This window comes from Gardnerella sp. DNF01189, assembly GCF_049244195.1.
Classification (GTDB): domain Bacteria; phylum Actinomycetota; class Actinomycetes; order Actinomycetales; family Bifidobacteriaceae; genus Bifidobacterium; species Bifidobacterium swidsinskii.
The window spans coordinates 542,024-558,435 of record NZ_CP058385.1 but is presented as its reverse complement, the minus strand read 5'-3'; the positions used below and the strand labels follow the sequence as shown (position 1 = coordinate 558,435).

Sequence of the window (16,412 nt, the reverse complement as noted above, 5' to 3'; positions counted from 1 at the left end):
ATAACTGTAAAAATTACGCAAAACCAGGAGTGAAATGAACGAATCAGGCACCTTAACTTTGCGCAATATCTCTGTGTGGGATACTGGCGAACGTATTGATCTTATTGTTGATGGCGTTCGTCAGGATGCCCTTATAGAGCGGAATGCGCGCGTTACTGGCGACATTGACGCAAGCGATTGGGTTGTTGCTCCTGGCTTTGCAGATCCGCATGTGCATTTTAGAGATCCAGGTCAAACAGCAAAAGAAACAATGATGACCGGCAGTGAGGCTGCTGCGGCTGGCGGTTATACGCAAGTTTTGATTATGCCAAATACTGTTCCAGCTCTTGACGGCGAGCCTTGGGAAGATGCTCCATTTGATGTAGATAATGTAGTTGACTATTTGCAGCGCTATGGTTGCATTTACGGCGTAAAATTGCCAGTTCGCTACGATTTGAGCGTGTGCGCATCATTGGGGCGTAAAGGCTTAAAACCAAGCAATATTGAGCTTTGGAAAAAGTATGTTGCTGGAATCGACGATGACGAAAAAACTTCTCCTATGAAAAAGCACCCGATTACTGCTATAAGCGACGACGGTGCTGCAGTGCCTGAACCGATTTTGCGAGATGTGTTAGCTATGGCAAAACAAACTGGTTTGCCATTCGTGGAGCATTGTGAGCATCATGATACGGGAGCTGTGAACGAGGGTCCGATCGCAAAAATGCTTGGTGTTGGTGGAATTCCAGCTTCTACTGAGCTTGCAATTGTTCAGCGAGATATTGATGCTTCCCGCGAAACTGGCGTACATGTGCATTTCCAGCATGTGAGCACTGCTGCTGCGTTTGAAGCTATTCGTAAGGCAAAGAAAGAGGGTTTGCCGATTACGTGCGAAACTGCGCCTCACTATTTAGCTTTGTGTGATGAGGATGTTTTGCGATATGGCGCGATGGCTAAGATGAATCCTCCTCTTCGTTCAAAAGCAGACAGGCAAGCAACGCTCGCTGCTATTGCGGATGGTACAGTTGACATGATTGCAACAGATCACGCGCCTCACACTGCGGAAGAAAAGTCAGGAGATTTTGCAAGCACTCCTAACGGAATTATTGGGCTTGAGTGCGCGTATGGTGTGTGCCGTAAAGTGCTTGTTGATGCAGGATATACGGACGATAAGCATTTAATCGAATTAATGGCAGTAAATCCAATGCAATTGATGAGCAGAAGACCTACTGATATTGCGGCTTTGCTTAACGTTTCTTCGCGATGCGCAAACAAGCGAACGCTGCGTTTAAGTATTACTGAGCACCCTGAAAACGTTGATTTAGTGCTGATTAATATGCGCGAAAATTGGGCGGTTGATGCAAATTCGTTCCATTCAAAAGCTCGAAATACTCCTTTTGATGGATGGCAACTTACAGGAAGGCCTGTTGCGACGATTATTGGTTCAGAAATTGCTTTCTCGAGAATGTGATTGATTAAATATAAATTTGGAATGGTAGTAAATTATGGACGAACTTATTGAAGCGATTGCAGCCAAGCAAAATCCTAGCGTTGTTGGCTTGGACCCTAAGCCAGGTATTGTACCAGCCGAAATTATTAGCTCTCTTGCGGACGAAGTTTTACAGGAAGTAGAAGGCGAGGATGCGCTGCCAACGCTTTTAGCTACAGCCTATTTTGAGTTTAATCGCGCTATTATTGACGCGGTTGCAGATTTTGTGCCTGCAGTAAAGCCGCAAATTGCAATGTACGAAGCACTTGGTCCTGCTGGTATCGATACTTACGCAATGACTTGCGAGTATGCGAAATCGCAAGGATTAGTTGTAATAGGTGACGCAAAGCGCGGAGACATTGGCTCTACAGCTGGTCAATATGCTGCTCATTTAAGCGGTTTTGCTAATCTTTCTTCATATTTTGAAGACGAAAATACTACTGGTAACGTGCTTCCTCAATCTCTTAAAAATCTTCTAAAAAGCTCTAAAAATCTTGACGTTTGGCATGAAGATTCGCTTACAGTAAACCCTTATATGGGTTCGGATGGTGTGAAGCCTTTTATCGATGAAGCAGTAGCGCACGATAAAAGCATTTTTGTGCTGCTTCGCACTTCGAATCCTTCTAGCAAAGAGCTGCAGGAGCTTATTTTGCAAGATGGCAAGCCAGTGTATGAGCATATGGCTGATTTGATTGAGAACTGGGGTGCTTCAAGCATTGGTAAGCACGGTTATTCAAGAATTGGTGCAGTTGTAGGTGCCACGCATCCGGAGGAGGGCAAGCATTTGCGTGAGATTATGCCGCACACTTTCTTCCTTGTTCCAGGCTATGGCGCTCAAGGCGGTACAGCTCAAGATGTTGCTGGAATGTTTGATGCAAATTCTGAAGGCGCTATTGTCAATTCTTCTCGCGGTATTATTGGTGCTTGGAAAAAGTCTGAAGATTACGCTAAAAATCAAGGTCATATGTCTCTTGATGACATTCTTGATATTGTGCGTGATTCTGCAGTTGTTGCTGCGAAAAATATGCGTGACGACTTGCGAAATGCAGTGTATCGCTAGAATGTATAACTAAAATAAATATAACTAAAAATATAATTAAAATTAAAAATAAAACGCAACGGTACAAAACACATACAAGGGTAGGGGAAACCACATGAGTGATGGCATGTTTATTCCAACGCGAAAAGCTTCTGGAAACGCCATAATTACGTTACGTGAAGACGCTTTTGATTCTTCCGGATCAAGTTCTGCAGACGAAAGCAATAATGCAAAATATTCGCGCCTTTGGGGGCGCAGATCTGTAGAAGTACTCAATAATGAGAAGCTAGACGAAGGCGTGTACCGTTTGACTTTGCGAGATTCTGAGATTGCTAAAAAAGCTGCTCCTGCGCAATTTGTGAACTTGTATTCCCCTGATCCAACTGCTATGCTTCCGCGTCCTTTTGGAGTTGCAAGCGTAGAAGGTGATACTTTTACTTTGATTTTTGCTGTGATTGGCAAGGGTACTGCTAAGTTTGCTGAGCTTAAACCAAGAGATAGTATTGACGCTCTTGGCCCTTTAGGGCTTGGCTTTAATATTTCCAAACCTGCACATTATGTGTTGGTCAGTGGAGGTTTGGGCGTGCCGCCTATTTTGTGTGCTGCTCAAACGCTTTCAAAGCGTGAAGATTCTAGCGTAACGGCAGTGCTTGGCTACCGTAACAAGCGTTTTGCAGATGATTTAATGAAAGAATATATTTCAGACGTACACAGTATTACAAATGCTGAAGGAACTGTTATTACACTTCTTGACGAACTTGAAAAAGTTAAGCATTTTGATTTCGAAGACAATTTACCAACGGTTATTTTGTCTTGCGGACCTTTGCCTATGATGAAAGCTGTAGCTCACTGGGCGCATGAAAGAAATATTGAGTGCCAGCTCAGTTTAGAAGCGCGTATGGGCTGCGGATACGGAACTTGCGTTGCTTGCGTTGTTGACACTTTGGAAGGCAGGTTGAAAGTTTGCAACGACGGTCCTGTTTTTGATGCGAATCGTTTGGGTTGGGAGTAAAAAATATGAGTGCTGTAAATAATGCCGAAAATAATTTTGTAAATAACGCAAATTCCGCTGAAACTTTTGGCTTTGACACTAGCCACATTTGGAAGCATCCAACTCAAGTTGCAGGCGTTAAGTGGAAAAACATGGTTGGTACAGCTTCTGGAACTTTCCAGCTTGCAGCTTGCCGACGCTTTTACGACGTAAGCCAACTCGGCGCAATTTGTACAAAAGGTGTTTCCCCTGTTCCTTGGGAAGGAAATCCTTCTCCGCGCACTGCAGAATCTCCTTCTGGAATGGTAAACGCAGTGGGCTTGCAAAATCCTGGTGTCGACCATTATTTAGTAGACGAGTTGCCAAAACTAAAATCCATGGGAGCGCTTGTTATTACTAATGTTGCTGGTCACAGTGACGAGGATTATGCGCAAGTTGTTGAAAAGCTTGCAGATTCTGCTGCAGACATGCTTGAAATTAACGTAAGCTGCCCAAACGTGACTCACGGCGGAATGAGCGTTGGCACGGATCCGGTTGCATTGCACCGCTTAATTAAGCGTCTTCGCGCAATGACAAGCAAGCCAATGATCGTGAAAATGACGCCAAATGTGACGGATATTGTTTCGATTTGCAAAGCTGCTGTTGACGCTGGTGCGGATGCTCTTAGCATGATTAATACGCTGGTTGGTTTGCGAATTGATATTCGAACAGGCGAGCCGATTATTGCAAATCGCACGGGCGGTGTTTCCGGTCCTGCTATTTTCCCGATTGGACTTGGGTTTGTGTGGAGAGTTCGTCAAGCTATGCCAGATATTCCAATTATTGGCATTGGTGGCATTGATTCTGGCGAAAAAGCTTTGGAATACTTGTATGCTGGCGCGAATGCTGTAGAAGTTGGTGCTGCTGCTTTGGTGGATCCTACTGCTCCTATTCGCATTGCCCGCGAGCTTGACGATTTGCTTGATTCTCGTCCAAAGCTTGCGTCTTTACTCGCTGAAGGCAAAACTTGGCGCTGAAATTAAGTATTTAAAAAGTATTTAGAAAGTATTTAAAATCATTTTAAGAAAGAGAGCTAATTATGGCAGAATTAGACGAACGTTTTACAAAGTTTTTGCTTGATTCAGGTGCGCTTAAATTTGGTGACTTTACGCTGAAATCTGGTCGTCAATCACCTTATTTTATTAACGCTGGTGCTTTTGACGACGGCATGAAAATCGCAAATCTAGGCGCATGCTACGCTGAGCGCGTTGTTGCAGCAATCGAAGATGGCAAACTTCCGCAAGATATCGACACTGTTTTCGGCCCTGCTTATAAGGGTATTCCGCTGGCAGTTTCTACGGCAATGGCTTTGACGAATAATCACAATATGCCTGTTGGTTTTACTTTCGATCGCAAAGAGCGAAAGGATCATGGCGACGGCGGAATTATGGTTGGAAAACCGTTAAAAGACGGCATGAAAGTTCTGTTAGTTGACGACGTGATGACTGCTGGAACTGCAGTTCGCGAAACTTTGCCAAAGCTTAAAGCGGAAGCAAATGTGCAAGTTGTTGGCTTGATTTTGGCAGTAGACAGAATGGAACGCACGAAAGACAGTGAGCTTTCTGCAGTAAAAGCAGTAGAGCAGGAGTTTGGTTTCCCAGTTTTGCCAATTGCAAATGTGCGCGAAATTTTCGCTGCAGCAAAGCGTTTAGTTAATGCTGACGGTAAGCCAGTTATGGATGAGGAATTAGCTTCGCGCGCTGCCGATTACTTGCGTACATATGGTGCGTAACTATCTTCTACAATTTCGGAACCAAACGGCCACAACGCAAGTTTTGCCATTTTGAAAGATTGTATGCCAAATGGAATGCCAACAATTGTGCAGCAGCAAATGAATCCTGAAACGATATAGCCTAATGCAAGCATTGGCCCAATGAAAAATACAATCCATAGTATGTTCCAAATTGTGCTAGTGCCGCCTCGGTAAATAACATGTTTTCCAAATGGCGTGAGCGTGAGCTTTGCCATTTTGAATGCTTGAATACCGAATGGTATGCCAATAACGGTTATGCAAAGAAGGAAACTTATAAGTAACCAGCTTGCAGCAATGAAAAGACCGCCGAATATCAGCCACACAATATTGCCAAGAAGTTTCATAAAAGTAGTATATTAGTTTTTTAAGTTTTAATGAAGTATGATTTTGTTCGGTATTTATAGTGTGTTATGGCATTATGATTGTATTGCTGTATGTAGGTATGCTGGTGTTGCGTTATTGCTACGCAGTCTTTGTAGTTAAAGAAAAGGCAATTTTTATAAAGAATTTGAAATATTTATTGTAGGCTGGTGTAAAATCATGTGTTGCAATAGATGCATTTGTTTAAAGGAAGAATATGTTCTGCACGCAATGTGGTAATAAAAATGATGATAATAGCAAGTTTTGCAATACTTGCGGAGCGCTTTTAGAAGTTACGCCAGCAGTCGAGTCAGCAATCCAAAATCAACAATACGAATTGCCTACTAACGAAGTGCCTACTACTGTATTTCCTGCGCAGGAAGCTTTATCGGATAATCTAAGCGTTTCAGGTTCTCCTATTATGGGTTCTTCGAACGAACAGCCTTCTATGAATAATTCACCTTACGCACAAGGCGAAGCTCCGGCTAATTATTCTCATTCAGATGATGATAAGCGCAAGAAGAAAGTAATTATTACTTTAATAGCCGCTATTATTGCCTGTGTTTTGGTGATAGGTGCTGGTGCATGGTGGTATGTAAATAATGCGCGAACAGCTCAATCAAATAATAAAACTGAATTACAATCATCAAAATCAAAAAATAATAAATCTAAGCAGCATGTTCTAACCAATGATGATTTAGATTCAGACGATGAAGATAGTGATACTAGCAGCGATAAGGATAACGCTATTGGAGCGAGTGAAAAGCTCAATACCAAAAAAATCAATAAATTAGTAAACAATTTTGCTTCAAATAATAGCGTATCTGTAGCAATTTCTGGCAAGAAGGGCATATTGTATGAGTCTTCTAATTCTCGTAAAACATTCCCTGCTGTAGGTTTTTACTTCCCTGTTGTTCTTTATACTAAGGATAATCCACATCATGATTATGAAGATAAATGTGAAGATGTTATTAAGACAATGAGTAATGATTCCGCTAATGAACTTTTAGATGATCAAGGTGGCATAGACGGATTAGATCAATGGCTGTCAGATAATGGCTATGCAAATACATCTTTTACTCGCAAATATGGTGATATTGATGCATCGAACGATGGTCACGAAAATCTTACTTCTTCTCATGATGCTGCGATGATGCTTTCAAAAGCTATGCAAAATTCGACTATTGCCAATGCGACGGGTTACGATATTTCTGCTGATGGCGTGAACGTTCCAGACGGCATAGAGGTTATGGCTCATCGTGGTCAAGGAATTAAGAATGTTTATAACTATTTCTTGATTCTTAAGAAGGGCAAGAACAAGATTGGAGTGTCTGTTTTAACAAAAAGTGCAGATAAAGATGACGTTGCTGAATTTGTTTCAAAATTGTTGAATTTGCTGAAAAATAATCTTCAAATATATTAAGTTGACACTTTGTGGCATAATAAGCAAGGTTTATTTCTTAGCTGCTTAACTTGCAGCCTATTAGCGAAAGAAACGGGTAACTCGTGGCACAGACTACCAATGATATTAAGAATGGATCGGTTTTGAACCTTGACGGTCAGCTTTGGACCGTCGTTAAGTTCCAGCACGTGAAGCCAGGCAAGGGTCCTGCTTTTGTGCGTACCACCATTAAGAACGTGCTCTCGGGCAAGATTGTCGACAAGACTTTTAATGCCGGCATGAAGATGGAGTTCGAGACCGTTGATAACCGCACGTTGCAATATTCATACGAAGATGGCGACAACTTCGTCTTTATGGATATGACCACTTACGACCAGGTTTATATTCCTAAGGTTTTGGTTGGCGAGCAGAGCAAGTATTTGCTTGAGGGCACCGACTGCATCGTAAGTTTCCATGACGGTACTCCTTTGAGCGTTGAGCTTCCAGCTTCAGTGATTTTGACTATTACTCACACTGAGCCAGGCTTGCAAGGCAACCGTTCTAACGCTGGTACTAAGCCTGCAACAGTGGAAACCGGTGCTGAAATCCAGGTTCCACTCTTTGTGGGTGAAGGCGAAAAGGTGAAGGTCGACACTCGTGACGGCTCTTATCTTGGTCGTGAAAACTAAAGAATTAATTATCTAATTAAAATAATTAGTTATCTAATTAAATTAGCTATTTATTTCTCAATAATTTTTATAGAGTGACCCGGTGGCGATTATTCGTTGCTGGGTCGCGTAATTTTTGATACAACTTTATTAAGTAATTTTTATACGTTACACAGAAGGGCGTTACGATGGCACGTTCTACCGCTCGTAAAAGGGCTTTGAATACGCTGTATGAGGCGGATGAGAAGAATCAGCATATTCTTTCTTTGCTTGAGGAGCGAGTTAAGGAGCCTGGCGCTCAAACTCCGCTCCCAGAGTACGCTATTGAGATTGTTCGAGGCGTAGGAGAGCGACGTAACAGAATCGACAAGACGCTAAACCGCTATTCGACTGGCTGGAAAGTTGGCAGAATGGCTGTTATCGATCGCAATATTTTGCGCATTGCAGTTTGGGAAATGCTTCTTAACGATGAGATTCCAGATAAAGTTGCTATTGACGAGGCGATTGCGCTCGCAAAAATGTATAGCGACGACGAAGCTATTGCGTTTATTCACGGCTTACTAAGCGCGATTATGGCAGATAAAGACGCGTGCTTGGCAAAGTTTAACGGCGAATCTTCTCCTGAAGACGCTGCTACGGAAGAGTCTACGGAAGAAGCTGCTGCCGAGTAAGAAGCAATAACTATCGCCGGCGCGTCGCCCGTCCGCCAACCTGAGTAAACTTGCCACGAATATCCTAAAGCCATAAGGGGGTTAAGGTGGATTACAACGACACCTTTGCCGGATTCGGCAGTGATGATGCAGTATTGGTGTTGGAGGATGGTCAGGTTTACGTTGGTAAGCCTTTCGGTGCGCAAGGTTCTACGCGCGCTGAGATTGTGTTCTCCACGGGCATGACTGGTTATCAAGAAACATTAACTGATCCAAGTTATGATCAACAAATCGTAGTTCAAACATTCCCACATATAGGTAATACGGGAATGAATCACGAAGATTCAGAATCTGCCCACATTTGGGTTGCAGGTTACGTAGTTAAGGAGCCAAGCCCAGTAGTTAGCAATTGGCGAGCTGAAGGTTCCTTGGAAGACGATTTACAAAAGCAAGGTATCGTTGGCATTAGTGGTATTGATACTCGAAAGCTGGTACGTCATTTACGCTCGGTAGGCGTTATGCGTGCCGGCATTTTTTCTAATAAGGCCCTGGTTGATTCGTCAACCGGGGCTTTTCGTACCGTTGCTTCTTTCGTTGACGAAATTAAGCAGACTCCTCAAATGCAAGGCTTGCGCTTAACGGATGAAGTCAGCACTAAAGAAACGTATACGATTGAGCCTTGCGGTGATTTTGAAGGAAAAGATCCACTTTACACGGTTGTAGCAGTTGACTTTGGTATTAAATCCATGACTCCTCACCGTTTGGCTGAGCGCGGCTGCCGTGTGCACGTCGTAAGCTCCTCAATAAGCTTCGAATCGCTGCAAGCTCTTAACGCAGACGGTGTATTCTTCTCGAATGGTCCTGGAGATCCTGGCCAAGCAAATCGCGAAGTTGAGCTTTTGCGTAAAGTTTTGGATGCAGGCTACCCGTTCTTTGGTATCTGCTTTGGAAACCAGTTGCTTGGTCGCGCGCTCGGCTTTGGCACTTACAAGCTGAAGTTTGGTCACCGCGGTATTAATCAGCCTGTAAAAGACGTTACAACCGGAAAAGTGGAAGTTACAGCTCATAATCACGGCTTTGCAGTGGACGCTCCTCTTGACGGTCCTGTCCAATCTCCTTATGGAAACGGTCACTTTGGTCGCGTGCTAGTTTCGCATATTGACTTGAACGACAATGTTGTAGAAGGCTTGCAATGCCTTGATATTCCAGCGTTCTCAGTGCAATATCATCCGGAAGCTGCAGCAGGCCCGCACGATGCTTCCTATCTATTTGACCGTTTTGTGCAATTGATGCGCGAAAACACTCGAAAAAGCAAGTAAGATTTTAAGATTTACGGAAAGAGAAGTTTACTATGCCAAAACGTACTGATATTAAGTCGGTTATGGTAATTGGTTCCGGCCCGATTGTTATTGGTCAGGCTGCAGAGTTTGATTATTCCGGAACGCAGGCTTGCCGAGTTCTTCGCGAAGAAGGCATTCGCGTAATTTTGGTCAACTCTAACCCGGCTACGATTATGACCGACCCGGAACTTGCGGACGCAACATATATTGAGCCAATTGACACTTCGATTTTGGAGCGAATTATTGCAAAGGAGCGTCCGGATGCGCTTCTTCCAACGCTTGGTGGTCAAACTGCACTTAATGCTGCAATGGATTTGGGTCGTGCAGGAATCCTAGAAAAATATAACGTTGAGCTTATTGGCGCTTCTTTGGAAGCAATCGACCGCGGCGAAGACCGAGAGCTTTTCAAAAAAGTCGTTGAAAAAGCCGGAGCTGAGTCAGCAAAATCCTTTATTGCTCACTCGATTGAAGAAGTAGACAAAATTGTTGAAACTTTAGGATACCCGGTAGTAGTACGTCCAAGCTTCACAATGGGCGGCTTGGGCTCTGGTATTGCTCATAACGAAGAAGAGCTTCACCGCATTGCAGGAGCCGGCATTCACTATTCTCCAACAAACGAAGTGCTTATTGAAGAAGGCATTGAAGGCTGGAAAGAGTTTGAGCTTGAACTTATGCGCGACGCAAAAGATAACGTCGTAGTTGTTTGCCCAATCGAAAACGTCGATCCTGTAGGCGTGCACACTGGCGACTCGATTACAGTAGCTCCTTGCTTTACGCTTACCGACCGAGAGTATCAAAAGATGCGCGATATCGGTATCGCTATTATTCGAGGCGTTGGCGTCGATACCGGCGGTTGCAATATTCAGTTCGCAATCAACCCTCAAACTGGTCGCATTATCGTAATCGAAATGAACCCGCGTGTGTCTCGTTCTTCCGCGCTCGCATCTAAAGCAACTGGCTTCCCAATCGCAAAAATCGCAACGAAACTTGCTTTAGGCTACACTTTGGATGAAATTCAAAACGATATTACGCGTTCAACTCCTGCAAGCTTCGAGCCAACAATCGACTATGTTGTAACGAAGATTCCGCGCTTTGCTTTCGAAAAGTTCCCAGGAGCAGACACCACGCTTACAACTTCTATGAAGTCGGTTGGCGAAGCAATGGCTTTGGCTGGAAACTTCCAGGAATCCCTTGGAAAAGCAATGCGCTCAATCGACAAGCGTCACGCGTGCTTTAGCTGGGATGGCGAGCGTCCAAGCAAGGAAGAAGTTAATAAGCTTCTTGAAGAAATGCATACTCCAACCGAGCATCGCTACTTGCAAATCCAGCGCGCGCTTTGGGGTGGAGCAACGCCAGATCAAATTTTTGTAGCAACAAAAATCGACCCTTGGTTTGTAGAGCAGCTGGCTCAAATTAACGAAACTGCGCTCGCAGTTCGTGAAGCTGAAACCTTAACTCCTAAAGTTTTGAAGCGTGCTAAGCTTGCTGGTCTTTCGGACGTGCAGATTGCGCATTTGCGTAATCTTGGCGACGAAGGCGAAAACATGGTTCGTGAGCTTCGTTGGGCTTACGGTTTGCGCCCTGTTTACAAGACTGTTGACACTTGCGCAGCTGAGTTCGACGCAGCAACTCCGTACTACTATTCTTGCTACGCTGACGAAAGCGAGTTGAAGAAGCGCGATCGCGAAGCTGTGATTATCCTTGGCTCTGGTCCAAACAGAATCGGCCAGGGTATTGAGTTTGATTACACTTGCGTTCACGCTGTTCAGGAATTGGGCAAGGATTACGACACCATTATGGTTAATTGCAATCCTGAAACAGTTTCTACAGATTACGACATGTCTGACCGCCTTTACTTTGAGCCTCTTACTTTCGAAGATGTGCTTGAAATTTACGAAGCAGAAAAGAAGCTTGGACCTGTTAAGGGCGTGATTGTGCAGCTTGGTGGCCAAACGCCACTTTCGCTTGCTGCTCGTCTTAAAGCTGCAGGAGTTCCAATTTTGGGAACGACTCCTGAGGCTATCGATTTGGCTGAAAATCGTGAGCTTTTCGGCGAAGTTCTTCGTCAAGAAGGCATGAACGCTCCTCGATACGGCACAGCTTTAAGCCTTGAGGAAGCAAAAGATGCAGCTCACGCAATCGGCTACCCAGTTCTTGTGCGTCCAAGCTACGTACTCGGCGGTCGCGGAATGGAGATTGTGTACGACGACGCTCAGCTTGCAAAGTATGTTGATCGCGCATTGGATGAAGCTCGAGCAGACACTGTTGTTTCTGGCCGCTTGCCTTCGCCGCTTTTGATTGATAAGTTCCTTCAGGACGCTATTGAAATTGATGTTGACGCGCTTTACGACGGCAACGAGCTTTATATTGGCGGCATTATGGAGCATGTTGAGGAAGCTGGCGTGCACTCTGGTGACGCTGCTTGTACTCTTCCTCCAAGCACGCTTTCGGACGATCAAATTCGCCGCCTTCGCGAAGGCACGCTTTCGATTGCGCGCGGCTGCTCAGTTCGCGGTCTGATTAACGTGCAGTACGCTTTTATGGCAAACACTTTGTATGTAATTGAAGCAAATCCTCGAGCGTCTCGTACTGTTCCGTTTGCTTCTAAAGCTACTGGTGTTGCTCTTGCTAAAGCTGCTGCTCGAATTATGGCTGGTGAAACAATTGCACAGCAGCGCAAGCGTGGACTTCTTCTTCCGCAAGGCGATGGTGGTGATATTCATCCAGGTCAGCAAGTTGCTATTAAAGCTTCTGTGCTGCCGTTCAAGCGTTTCCGCACTCCTGTTGGTCGTACGGTTGATATTTTGCTCGGACCAGAAATGCGTTCTACCGGCGAAGTTATGGGCTTCGATCGTGACTTCCCACATGCTTTTGCTAAGAGCCAGCTTGCAGCATACAAGGGTGGTTTGCCTACCAGCGGCAACGTGTTTGTGTCTGTAAGTGATGCAGATAAGCGTCAACTTCCGCTTCTTGCAGTGCGATTAGTGGAGCTTGGTTTTACGATTTGGGCTACTGAAGGTACAGCTTCTGTGCTTCGTCGTTATGGTATTGATTCCGTGATTGTCGATAAGCTTTCTAGTCAGGGCGACACGGCGAAGGATATGCCAAATAGTGAGAAAGCACATGAAAGAATCGGTAAGAATGTTGTAGAGCTTATCGAAAATGGTAAGATTGATATGGTATTGAATACGCCGAATTCAAGGGGATCGCGCACTGATGGTTATGCCATTCGTGCAGCAGCTGTAGCAGCTGATCTTCCGCAATTCACTACTATTACCGAATTCGCACCAGTATTAATGGCTATTGAAGCTGTTAAGAACAACGATTATCAGGTGATGAGCATACAAGAACATGCTCAGCAGTTGTTTGCAATTGAACAGGCAGAAAGTCAAGAAAGTCGGGCTTAATACATGACCGAGAGCATTCGTGATCAAGAAGTGCAGGCGCAACGATCCGATTTTGGTTTGCGTTTGAAGAACGCTATGGCAAAATATGGACCATTGTGTGTTGGAATCGATCCTCATCGCAAAATGCTGCTTAATTGGGGATACAACATGGATGCTCTTGGAGCTGAACTTTTTTCTATGCGCATGCTGCAAGCTATGAATGGTAGGGCAGCGGCAGTTAAATTCCAATCCAGCATGTTTGAGCGCTATGGTTCTAAGGGTTTCGCAGCGCTTGAGCGTGTGCTGTATGCCGCTCGTCAAATGGATATTATTACTATTGTTGATTGCGGTCATGGAGGATTGTCTACTACTATTTCTGCGCTTGCAGACGCATATTTTAAGCCTGGAGCTCCGCTTCTTGCTGATGCTATTACTTTGCTTCCTTATTATGGTGCACGTTCTATGGGCGGCTTAATTAACGAAGCTCTTAATAACGGTCGCGGTGTTTTTATTGCGTCTCTAACTTCTAATCGCGAAGGCGCAAGTTTGCAAACTGCTATTAGGCAAAGCGGAACTTACCGCGGAACTACTGTAGCTCACGGAATTGCTCAAACGGCTCAAAGTTTTAACAATAAAACTAAAGGAATGGGTTCTGTTGGTTTAATTGTTGGAGCGACTATTGGCGACTGGATGAACGGTGGTGGAATTGACGTAACCAGTTTTACTGGTCCAATTCTTTCTCCTGGTTATGGGTGGCAAGGTGCAGAAGCTGACGATTTAAAGCGTGTTTTTGCTGGTACACATGGTAATGTATTGGTAACTGTTTCGCGTTCGATTGCGTCGCATGGTCCAAATATTGGTGAACTTTCGGCTGCAACTGAACGCATAGCATTGGATATTCGTCAGGCTCTTGTTGATTCAGGCGAATGTGTGTAAACGAGAGGTAAACAAATGGGTGCCACGGATGAGACTGCAGTTTCGCAGTCTAGACGTCGATTAATCGTATTAACGGGTCCTACTGCGGCTGGTAAAGGCACAGTAGAAGGCATACTTCGTGAGAAGCATCCACATATTTGGCTATCTGTTTCTGCTACCACTCGTGCGCCTAGACCTGGTGAATTTAATGGTATTCACTATTGGTTCTTAGATGAAGAAGAATTTGAGCGTCGTAAGCGTAATGGCGAATTCTTGGAAACTGCGCTGGTTCATGGCATGGCTCATTATGGCACCCTTCTTCAGCCTGTTTTGGATCATCTTACGCAAGATATTCCTACTTTGTTGGAAATAGATTTGCAAGGAGCTAGGCGTGTAAAACAAGAGGCAGCTCGTCTTGGATTAGAAGTCGTGTACGTGTTCATTGCGCCTCCGAGCTTTGAAGAGCTTAAGCGTCGTCTTATTGGTCGTGGTACTGAAACTCCTGAGCAGCAAGCAAAACGTTTGGAAACCGCTAAAGTTGAGATTGCTGCAGCTAAAGAGTTTGATGTTGTTATTGTGAACGATAATGCTGAGCGTGCCGCAGATGAACTGTGGAATGTTATTGCAAGCGAATACGACTTATAGTTAAAACTTACGCAATATCCAATCGATAGCATATAATAAGCCTTTTGGAACTATTGTGGCACCATAGAATTTGGAGAATATTATGGCATTAGGCACTCAGCCAACACCTACTGGTCTTGCGAATCCACCGATTGATGATTTAATGCAACATGCGGATTCCAAGTATGCGCTTGCCTTATTTGCTGCAAAACGAGCACGTCAAATTAATGCTTATTTTACTCAGCTTAATGAAGGTTTGCTTCAAAATGTTGGCCCACTAGTTGAGTATCAAAATCAAGAAAAGCCTTTAGCTATTGCTTTCCGCGAAATTAATGCTGGATTGCTTGAAGAGACTCTTGGTGAGGACGATTTAAGCGAAGGTAATTAATAAGCCTTGCTAATAAACGTCTTTATGGGTATTCGCAGTCGCGTATCATCCGTGCTCAATAAAGCGGATGCACGGCTGCGTTTTTCACTTTATTTAGCCTGTATTTAGCCTTATCGACTATAAACGTAAGGGGGAAATGTGGAAGAACGTAAATTAATTTCTGCAGAATCTGTAACTGAAGGTCATCCTGACAAGTTATGCGATCAAATTGCTGACGCTATATTGGACGATATGCTTCGTCAGGATTCTCATGCGCATGTTGCTGTAGAGGTTTGTGCTTCCGTTGGTCAGTTTGTGGTTTTTGGCGAAGTGCGTGGTGAAGTTTATAGCGATATTCCGGGAATCGTGCGTCAAGTTGTTCGTAATGTTGGCTACACGAGCTCCACAATTGGTCTTGATGCTGATTCTTGTGGTGTTATGGTTTCTTTAACTGAGCAAAGTGCAGAAATTAATCAAGGTGTTGCTAGGTTGGATGCTTCTTGCGAGAGTGCATCTTCTCGTGAGGAGCACTACGCTGCTCAAGGTGCAGGCGATCAAGGTGTTATGTTTGGTTACGCTAGCGACGAAACAGATACTTTAATGCCTTTGCCGATTTATCTTGCTCATCGTTTAGCTCAAAAGCTTGCTAAAGTTCGTAAAGATGGCACTGTTGCGCATTTGCGTCCAGATGGGAAAACTCAAGTAACGATTGAGTATGATTCAAAAGGATTGCCTAAACGTTTGGATACTGTGCTTATTTCTACTCAGCATGACCCAGAAGTTTCTAGAGACTGGTTACAAGATCAGCTTGTTGAACATGTTGTTAATCCTGTGTTGGACGAAGTTCTTGCTCAAAAAGTTGCGCACGATTCGTACCGTATGCTTGTAAACCCTACTGGCTCCTTCGTTTTGGGAGGTCCTGCAGCTGATTCGGGCTTAACTGGTCGAAAAATTATTGTTGACACTTATGGTGGTGCTGCTCATCATGGTGGTGGAGCTTTTTCCGGTAAGGATCCTAGCAAAGTTGACCGTTCTGCAGCTTATGCAGCTCGCTGGGTTGCAAAAAATATTGTGGCAGCTGGTTTAGCTCATAAGGCAGAAGTTCAAGTTGCTTATGCTATTGGTATTGCTGATCCTGTAAGCGTAAACGTAGAAACTTTCGGAACTGAAGCTGAAGGTATTACGCGTGCAGATATTGCGCGTGCTGTGCGTGAAGTATTTGATTTGCGTCCAGCTGCGATTATTGATGAGCTTAACTTGCTTAAGCCAATTTATGCTCCAACCGCAGCTTATGGTCATTTTGGTCGTACGGATGTCAAATTCCCTTGGGAAGAAACGAATCGTATTGAGCAATTGAAAGATGCGCTAAAAAAGTAGTTTTATTGATAAATTTTGCTGTAAAATAACAGTAATTATGTGATGTAATTCAAGTAA

15 protein-coding genes are annotated in these 16,412 nt (G+C 44.2%); 14 read left to right on the top strand and 1 reads right to left on the bottom strand.

Annotated features, from left to right (window positions below; all coding sequences use genetic code 11):
* Positions 1–34 precede the first annotated feature (34 nt).
* The 5 genes from HXT41_RS02300 (at position 35) to pyrE (ending at position 5,266) form a co-directional block, all read left to right on the top strand.
* Entirely contained in the window at positions 35–1,447 is a 1,413-nt protein-coding gene (locus HXT41_RS02300; protein ID WP_174182561.1) for a dihydroorotase, read from the top strand.
* Between the two features lie 34 nt (positions 1,448–1,481).
* Entirely contained in the window at positions 1,482–2,525 is a 1,044-nt protein-coding gene (gene pyrF, locus HXT41_RS02295) for an orotidine-5'-phosphate decarboxylase (protein WP_288231417.1), read from the top strand.
* A gap of 94 nt (positions 2,526–2,619) precedes the next feature.
* Positions 2,620–3,516 (top strand): dihydroorotate dehydrogenase electron transfer subunit, encoded by an 897-nt coding sequence (locus tag HXT41_RS02290; protein ID WP_116994677.1) that lies wholly within the window; start codon positions 2,620–2,622, stop codon positions 3,514–3,516.
* A gap of 5 nt (positions 3,517–3,521) precedes the next feature.
* Positions 3,522–4,511 carry a dihydroorotate dehydrogenase gene (locus tag HXT41_RS02285; protein ID WP_116994678.1) on the top strand — a complete coding sequence of 330 codons (990 nt, stop codon included), beginning with the start codon at positions 3,522–3,524 and terminating at the stop codon, positions 4,509–4,511.
* Between the two features lie 62 nt (positions 4,512–4,573).
* On the top strand, positions 4,574–5,266 hold the full coding sequence (pyrE, locus tag HXT41_RS02280; RefSeq protein ID WP_421788780.1) for an orotate phosphoribosyltransferase: 693 nt from the start codon (positions 4,574–4,576) through the stop codon (positions 5,264–5,266).
* Here the strand turns inward: pyrE and HXT41_RS02275 are convergent.
* Positions 5,242–5,631: a YccF domain-containing protein gene (locus HXT41_RS02275; protein WP_004108603.1), complete on the bottom strand. Its 390-nt coding sequence runs from the start codon at positions 5,629–5,631 to the stop codon at positions 5,242–5,244. The two genes, pyrE and HXT41_RS02275, sit on opposite strands and share 25 nt — an antisense overlap.
* A 233-nt stretch (positions 5,632–5,864) precedes the next feature.
* Between HXT41_RS02275 and HXT41_RS02270 the strand changes: the two genes are divergently transcribed.
* From HXT41_RS02270 to metK, 9 genes are all read left to right on the top strand, one after another.
* Complete coding sequence (locus HXT41_RS02270; RefSeq protein ID WP_004108607.1) at positions 5,865–7,070, top strand: zinc-ribbon domain-containing protein; 1,206 nt, start codon at positions 5,865–5,867, stop codon at positions 7,068–7,070.
* 83 nt (positions 7,071–7,153) lie between these two features.
* Positions 7,154–7,717: an elongation factor P gene (gene efp, locus HXT41_RS02265; RefSeq protein WP_004111770.1), complete on the top strand. Its 564-nt coding sequence runs from the start codon at positions 7,154–7,156 to the stop codon at positions 7,715–7,717.
* A gap of 167 nt (positions 7,718–7,884) precedes the next feature.
* Entirely contained in the window at positions 7,885–8,367 is a 483-nt protein-coding gene (nusB, locus tag HXT41_RS02260; RefSeq protein ID WP_004106395.1) for a transcription antitermination factor NusB, read from the top strand.
* A gap of 86 nt (positions 8,368–8,453) precedes the next feature.
* The gene (gene carA / locus HXT41_RS02255; RefSeq protein ID WP_421788779.1) at positions 8,454–9,665 is read left to right on the top strand and encodes a glutamine-hydrolyzing carbamoyl-phosphate synthase small subunit; all 1,212 of its coding nucleotides are present in this window, start codon (positions 8,454–8,456) and stop codon (positions 9,663–9,665) included.
* A 32-nt stretch (positions 9,666–9,697) separates the two neighbouring features.
* The gene (gene carB, locus HXT41_RS02250) at positions 9,698–13,093 is read left to right on the top strand and encodes a carbamoyl-phosphate synthase large subunit (RefSeq protein ID WP_076002918.1); all 3,396 of its coding nucleotides are present in this window, start codon (positions 9,698–9,700) and stop codon (positions 13,091–13,093) included.
* A 3-nt stretch (positions 13,094–13,096) separates the two neighbouring features.
* Positions 13,097–14,008 (top strand): orotidine-5'-phosphate decarboxylase, encoded by a 912-nt coding sequence (gene pyrF / locus HXT41_RS02245; protein WP_004106386.1) that lies wholly within the window; start codon positions 13,097–13,099, stop codon positions 14,006–14,008.
* 15 nt (positions 14,009–14,023) lie between these two features.
* Positions 14,024–14,632 (top strand): guanylate kinase, encoded by a 609-nt coding sequence (gene gmk / locus HXT41_RS02240; RefSeq protein ID WP_012914263.1) that lies wholly within the window; start codon positions 14,024–14,026, stop codon positions 14,630–14,632.
* An 82-nt stretch (positions 14,633–14,714) separates the two neighbouring features.
* Positions 14,715–14,999, top strand: coding sequence for a DNA-directed RNA polymerase subunit omega (rpoZ, locus tag HXT41_RS02235; RefSeq protein WP_004108619.1), 285 nt, complete (start codon positions 14,715–14,717; stop codon positions 14,997–14,999).
* Positions 15,000–15,137: 138 nt separating this feature from the next.
* Positions 15,138–16,355 carry a methionine adenosyltransferase gene (gene metK / locus HXT41_RS02230; RefSeq protein WP_012914262.1) on the top strand — a complete coding sequence of 406 codons (1,218 nt, stop codon included), beginning with the start codon at positions 15,138–15,140 and terminating at the stop codon, positions 16,353–16,355.
* Positions 16,356–16,412 lie beyond the last annotated feature (57 nt).

Coding starts and splice junctions, on each gene's coding strand:
- HXT41_RS02300 (WP_174182561.1), top strand. CDS start 35: ATGAACGAATCAGGCACCTTAACTTTGCGCAATATCTCTGTGTGGGAT.
- nusB (WP_004106395.1), top strand. CDS start 7,885: ATGGCACGTTCTACCGCTCGTAAAAGGGCTTTGAATACGCTGTATGAG.
- HXT41_RS02290 (WP_116994677.1), top strand. CDS start 2,620: ATGAGTGATGGCATGTTTATTCCAACGCGAAAAGCTTCTGGAAACGCC.
- HXT41_RS02275 (WP_004108603.1), bottom strand. CDS start 5,631: ATGAAACTTCTTGGCAATATTGTGTGGCTGATATTCGGCGGTCTTTTC.
- pyrE (WP_421788780.1), top strand. CDS start 4,574: ATGGCAGAATTAGACGAACGTTTTACAAAGTTTTTGCTTGATTCAGGT.
- carB (WP_076002918.1), top strand. CDS start 9,698: ATGCCAAAACGTACTGATATTAAGTCGGTTATGGTAATTGGTTCCGGC.
- rpoZ (WP_004108619.1), top strand. CDS start 14,715: ATGGCATTAGGCACTCAGCCAACACCTACTGGTCTTGCGAATCCACCG.
- HXT41_RS02270 (WP_004108607.1), top strand. CDS start 5,865: ATGTTCTGCACGCAATGTGGTAATAAAAATGATGATAATAGCAAGTTT.
- gmk (WP_012914263.1), top strand. CDS start 14,024: ATGGGTGCCACGGATGAGACTGCAGTTTCGCAGTCTAGACGTCGATTA.
- HXT41_RS02285 (WP_116994678.1), top strand. CDS start 3,522: ATGAGTGCTGTAAATAATGCCGAAAATAATTTTGTAAATAACGCAAAT.
- pyrF (WP_004106386.1), top strand. CDS start 13,097: ATGACCGAGAGCATTCGTGATCAAGAAGTGCAGGCGCAACGATCCGAT.
- pyrF (WP_288231417.1), top strand. CDS start 1,482: ATGGACGAACTTATTGAAGCGATTGCAGCCAAGCAAAATCCTAGCGTT.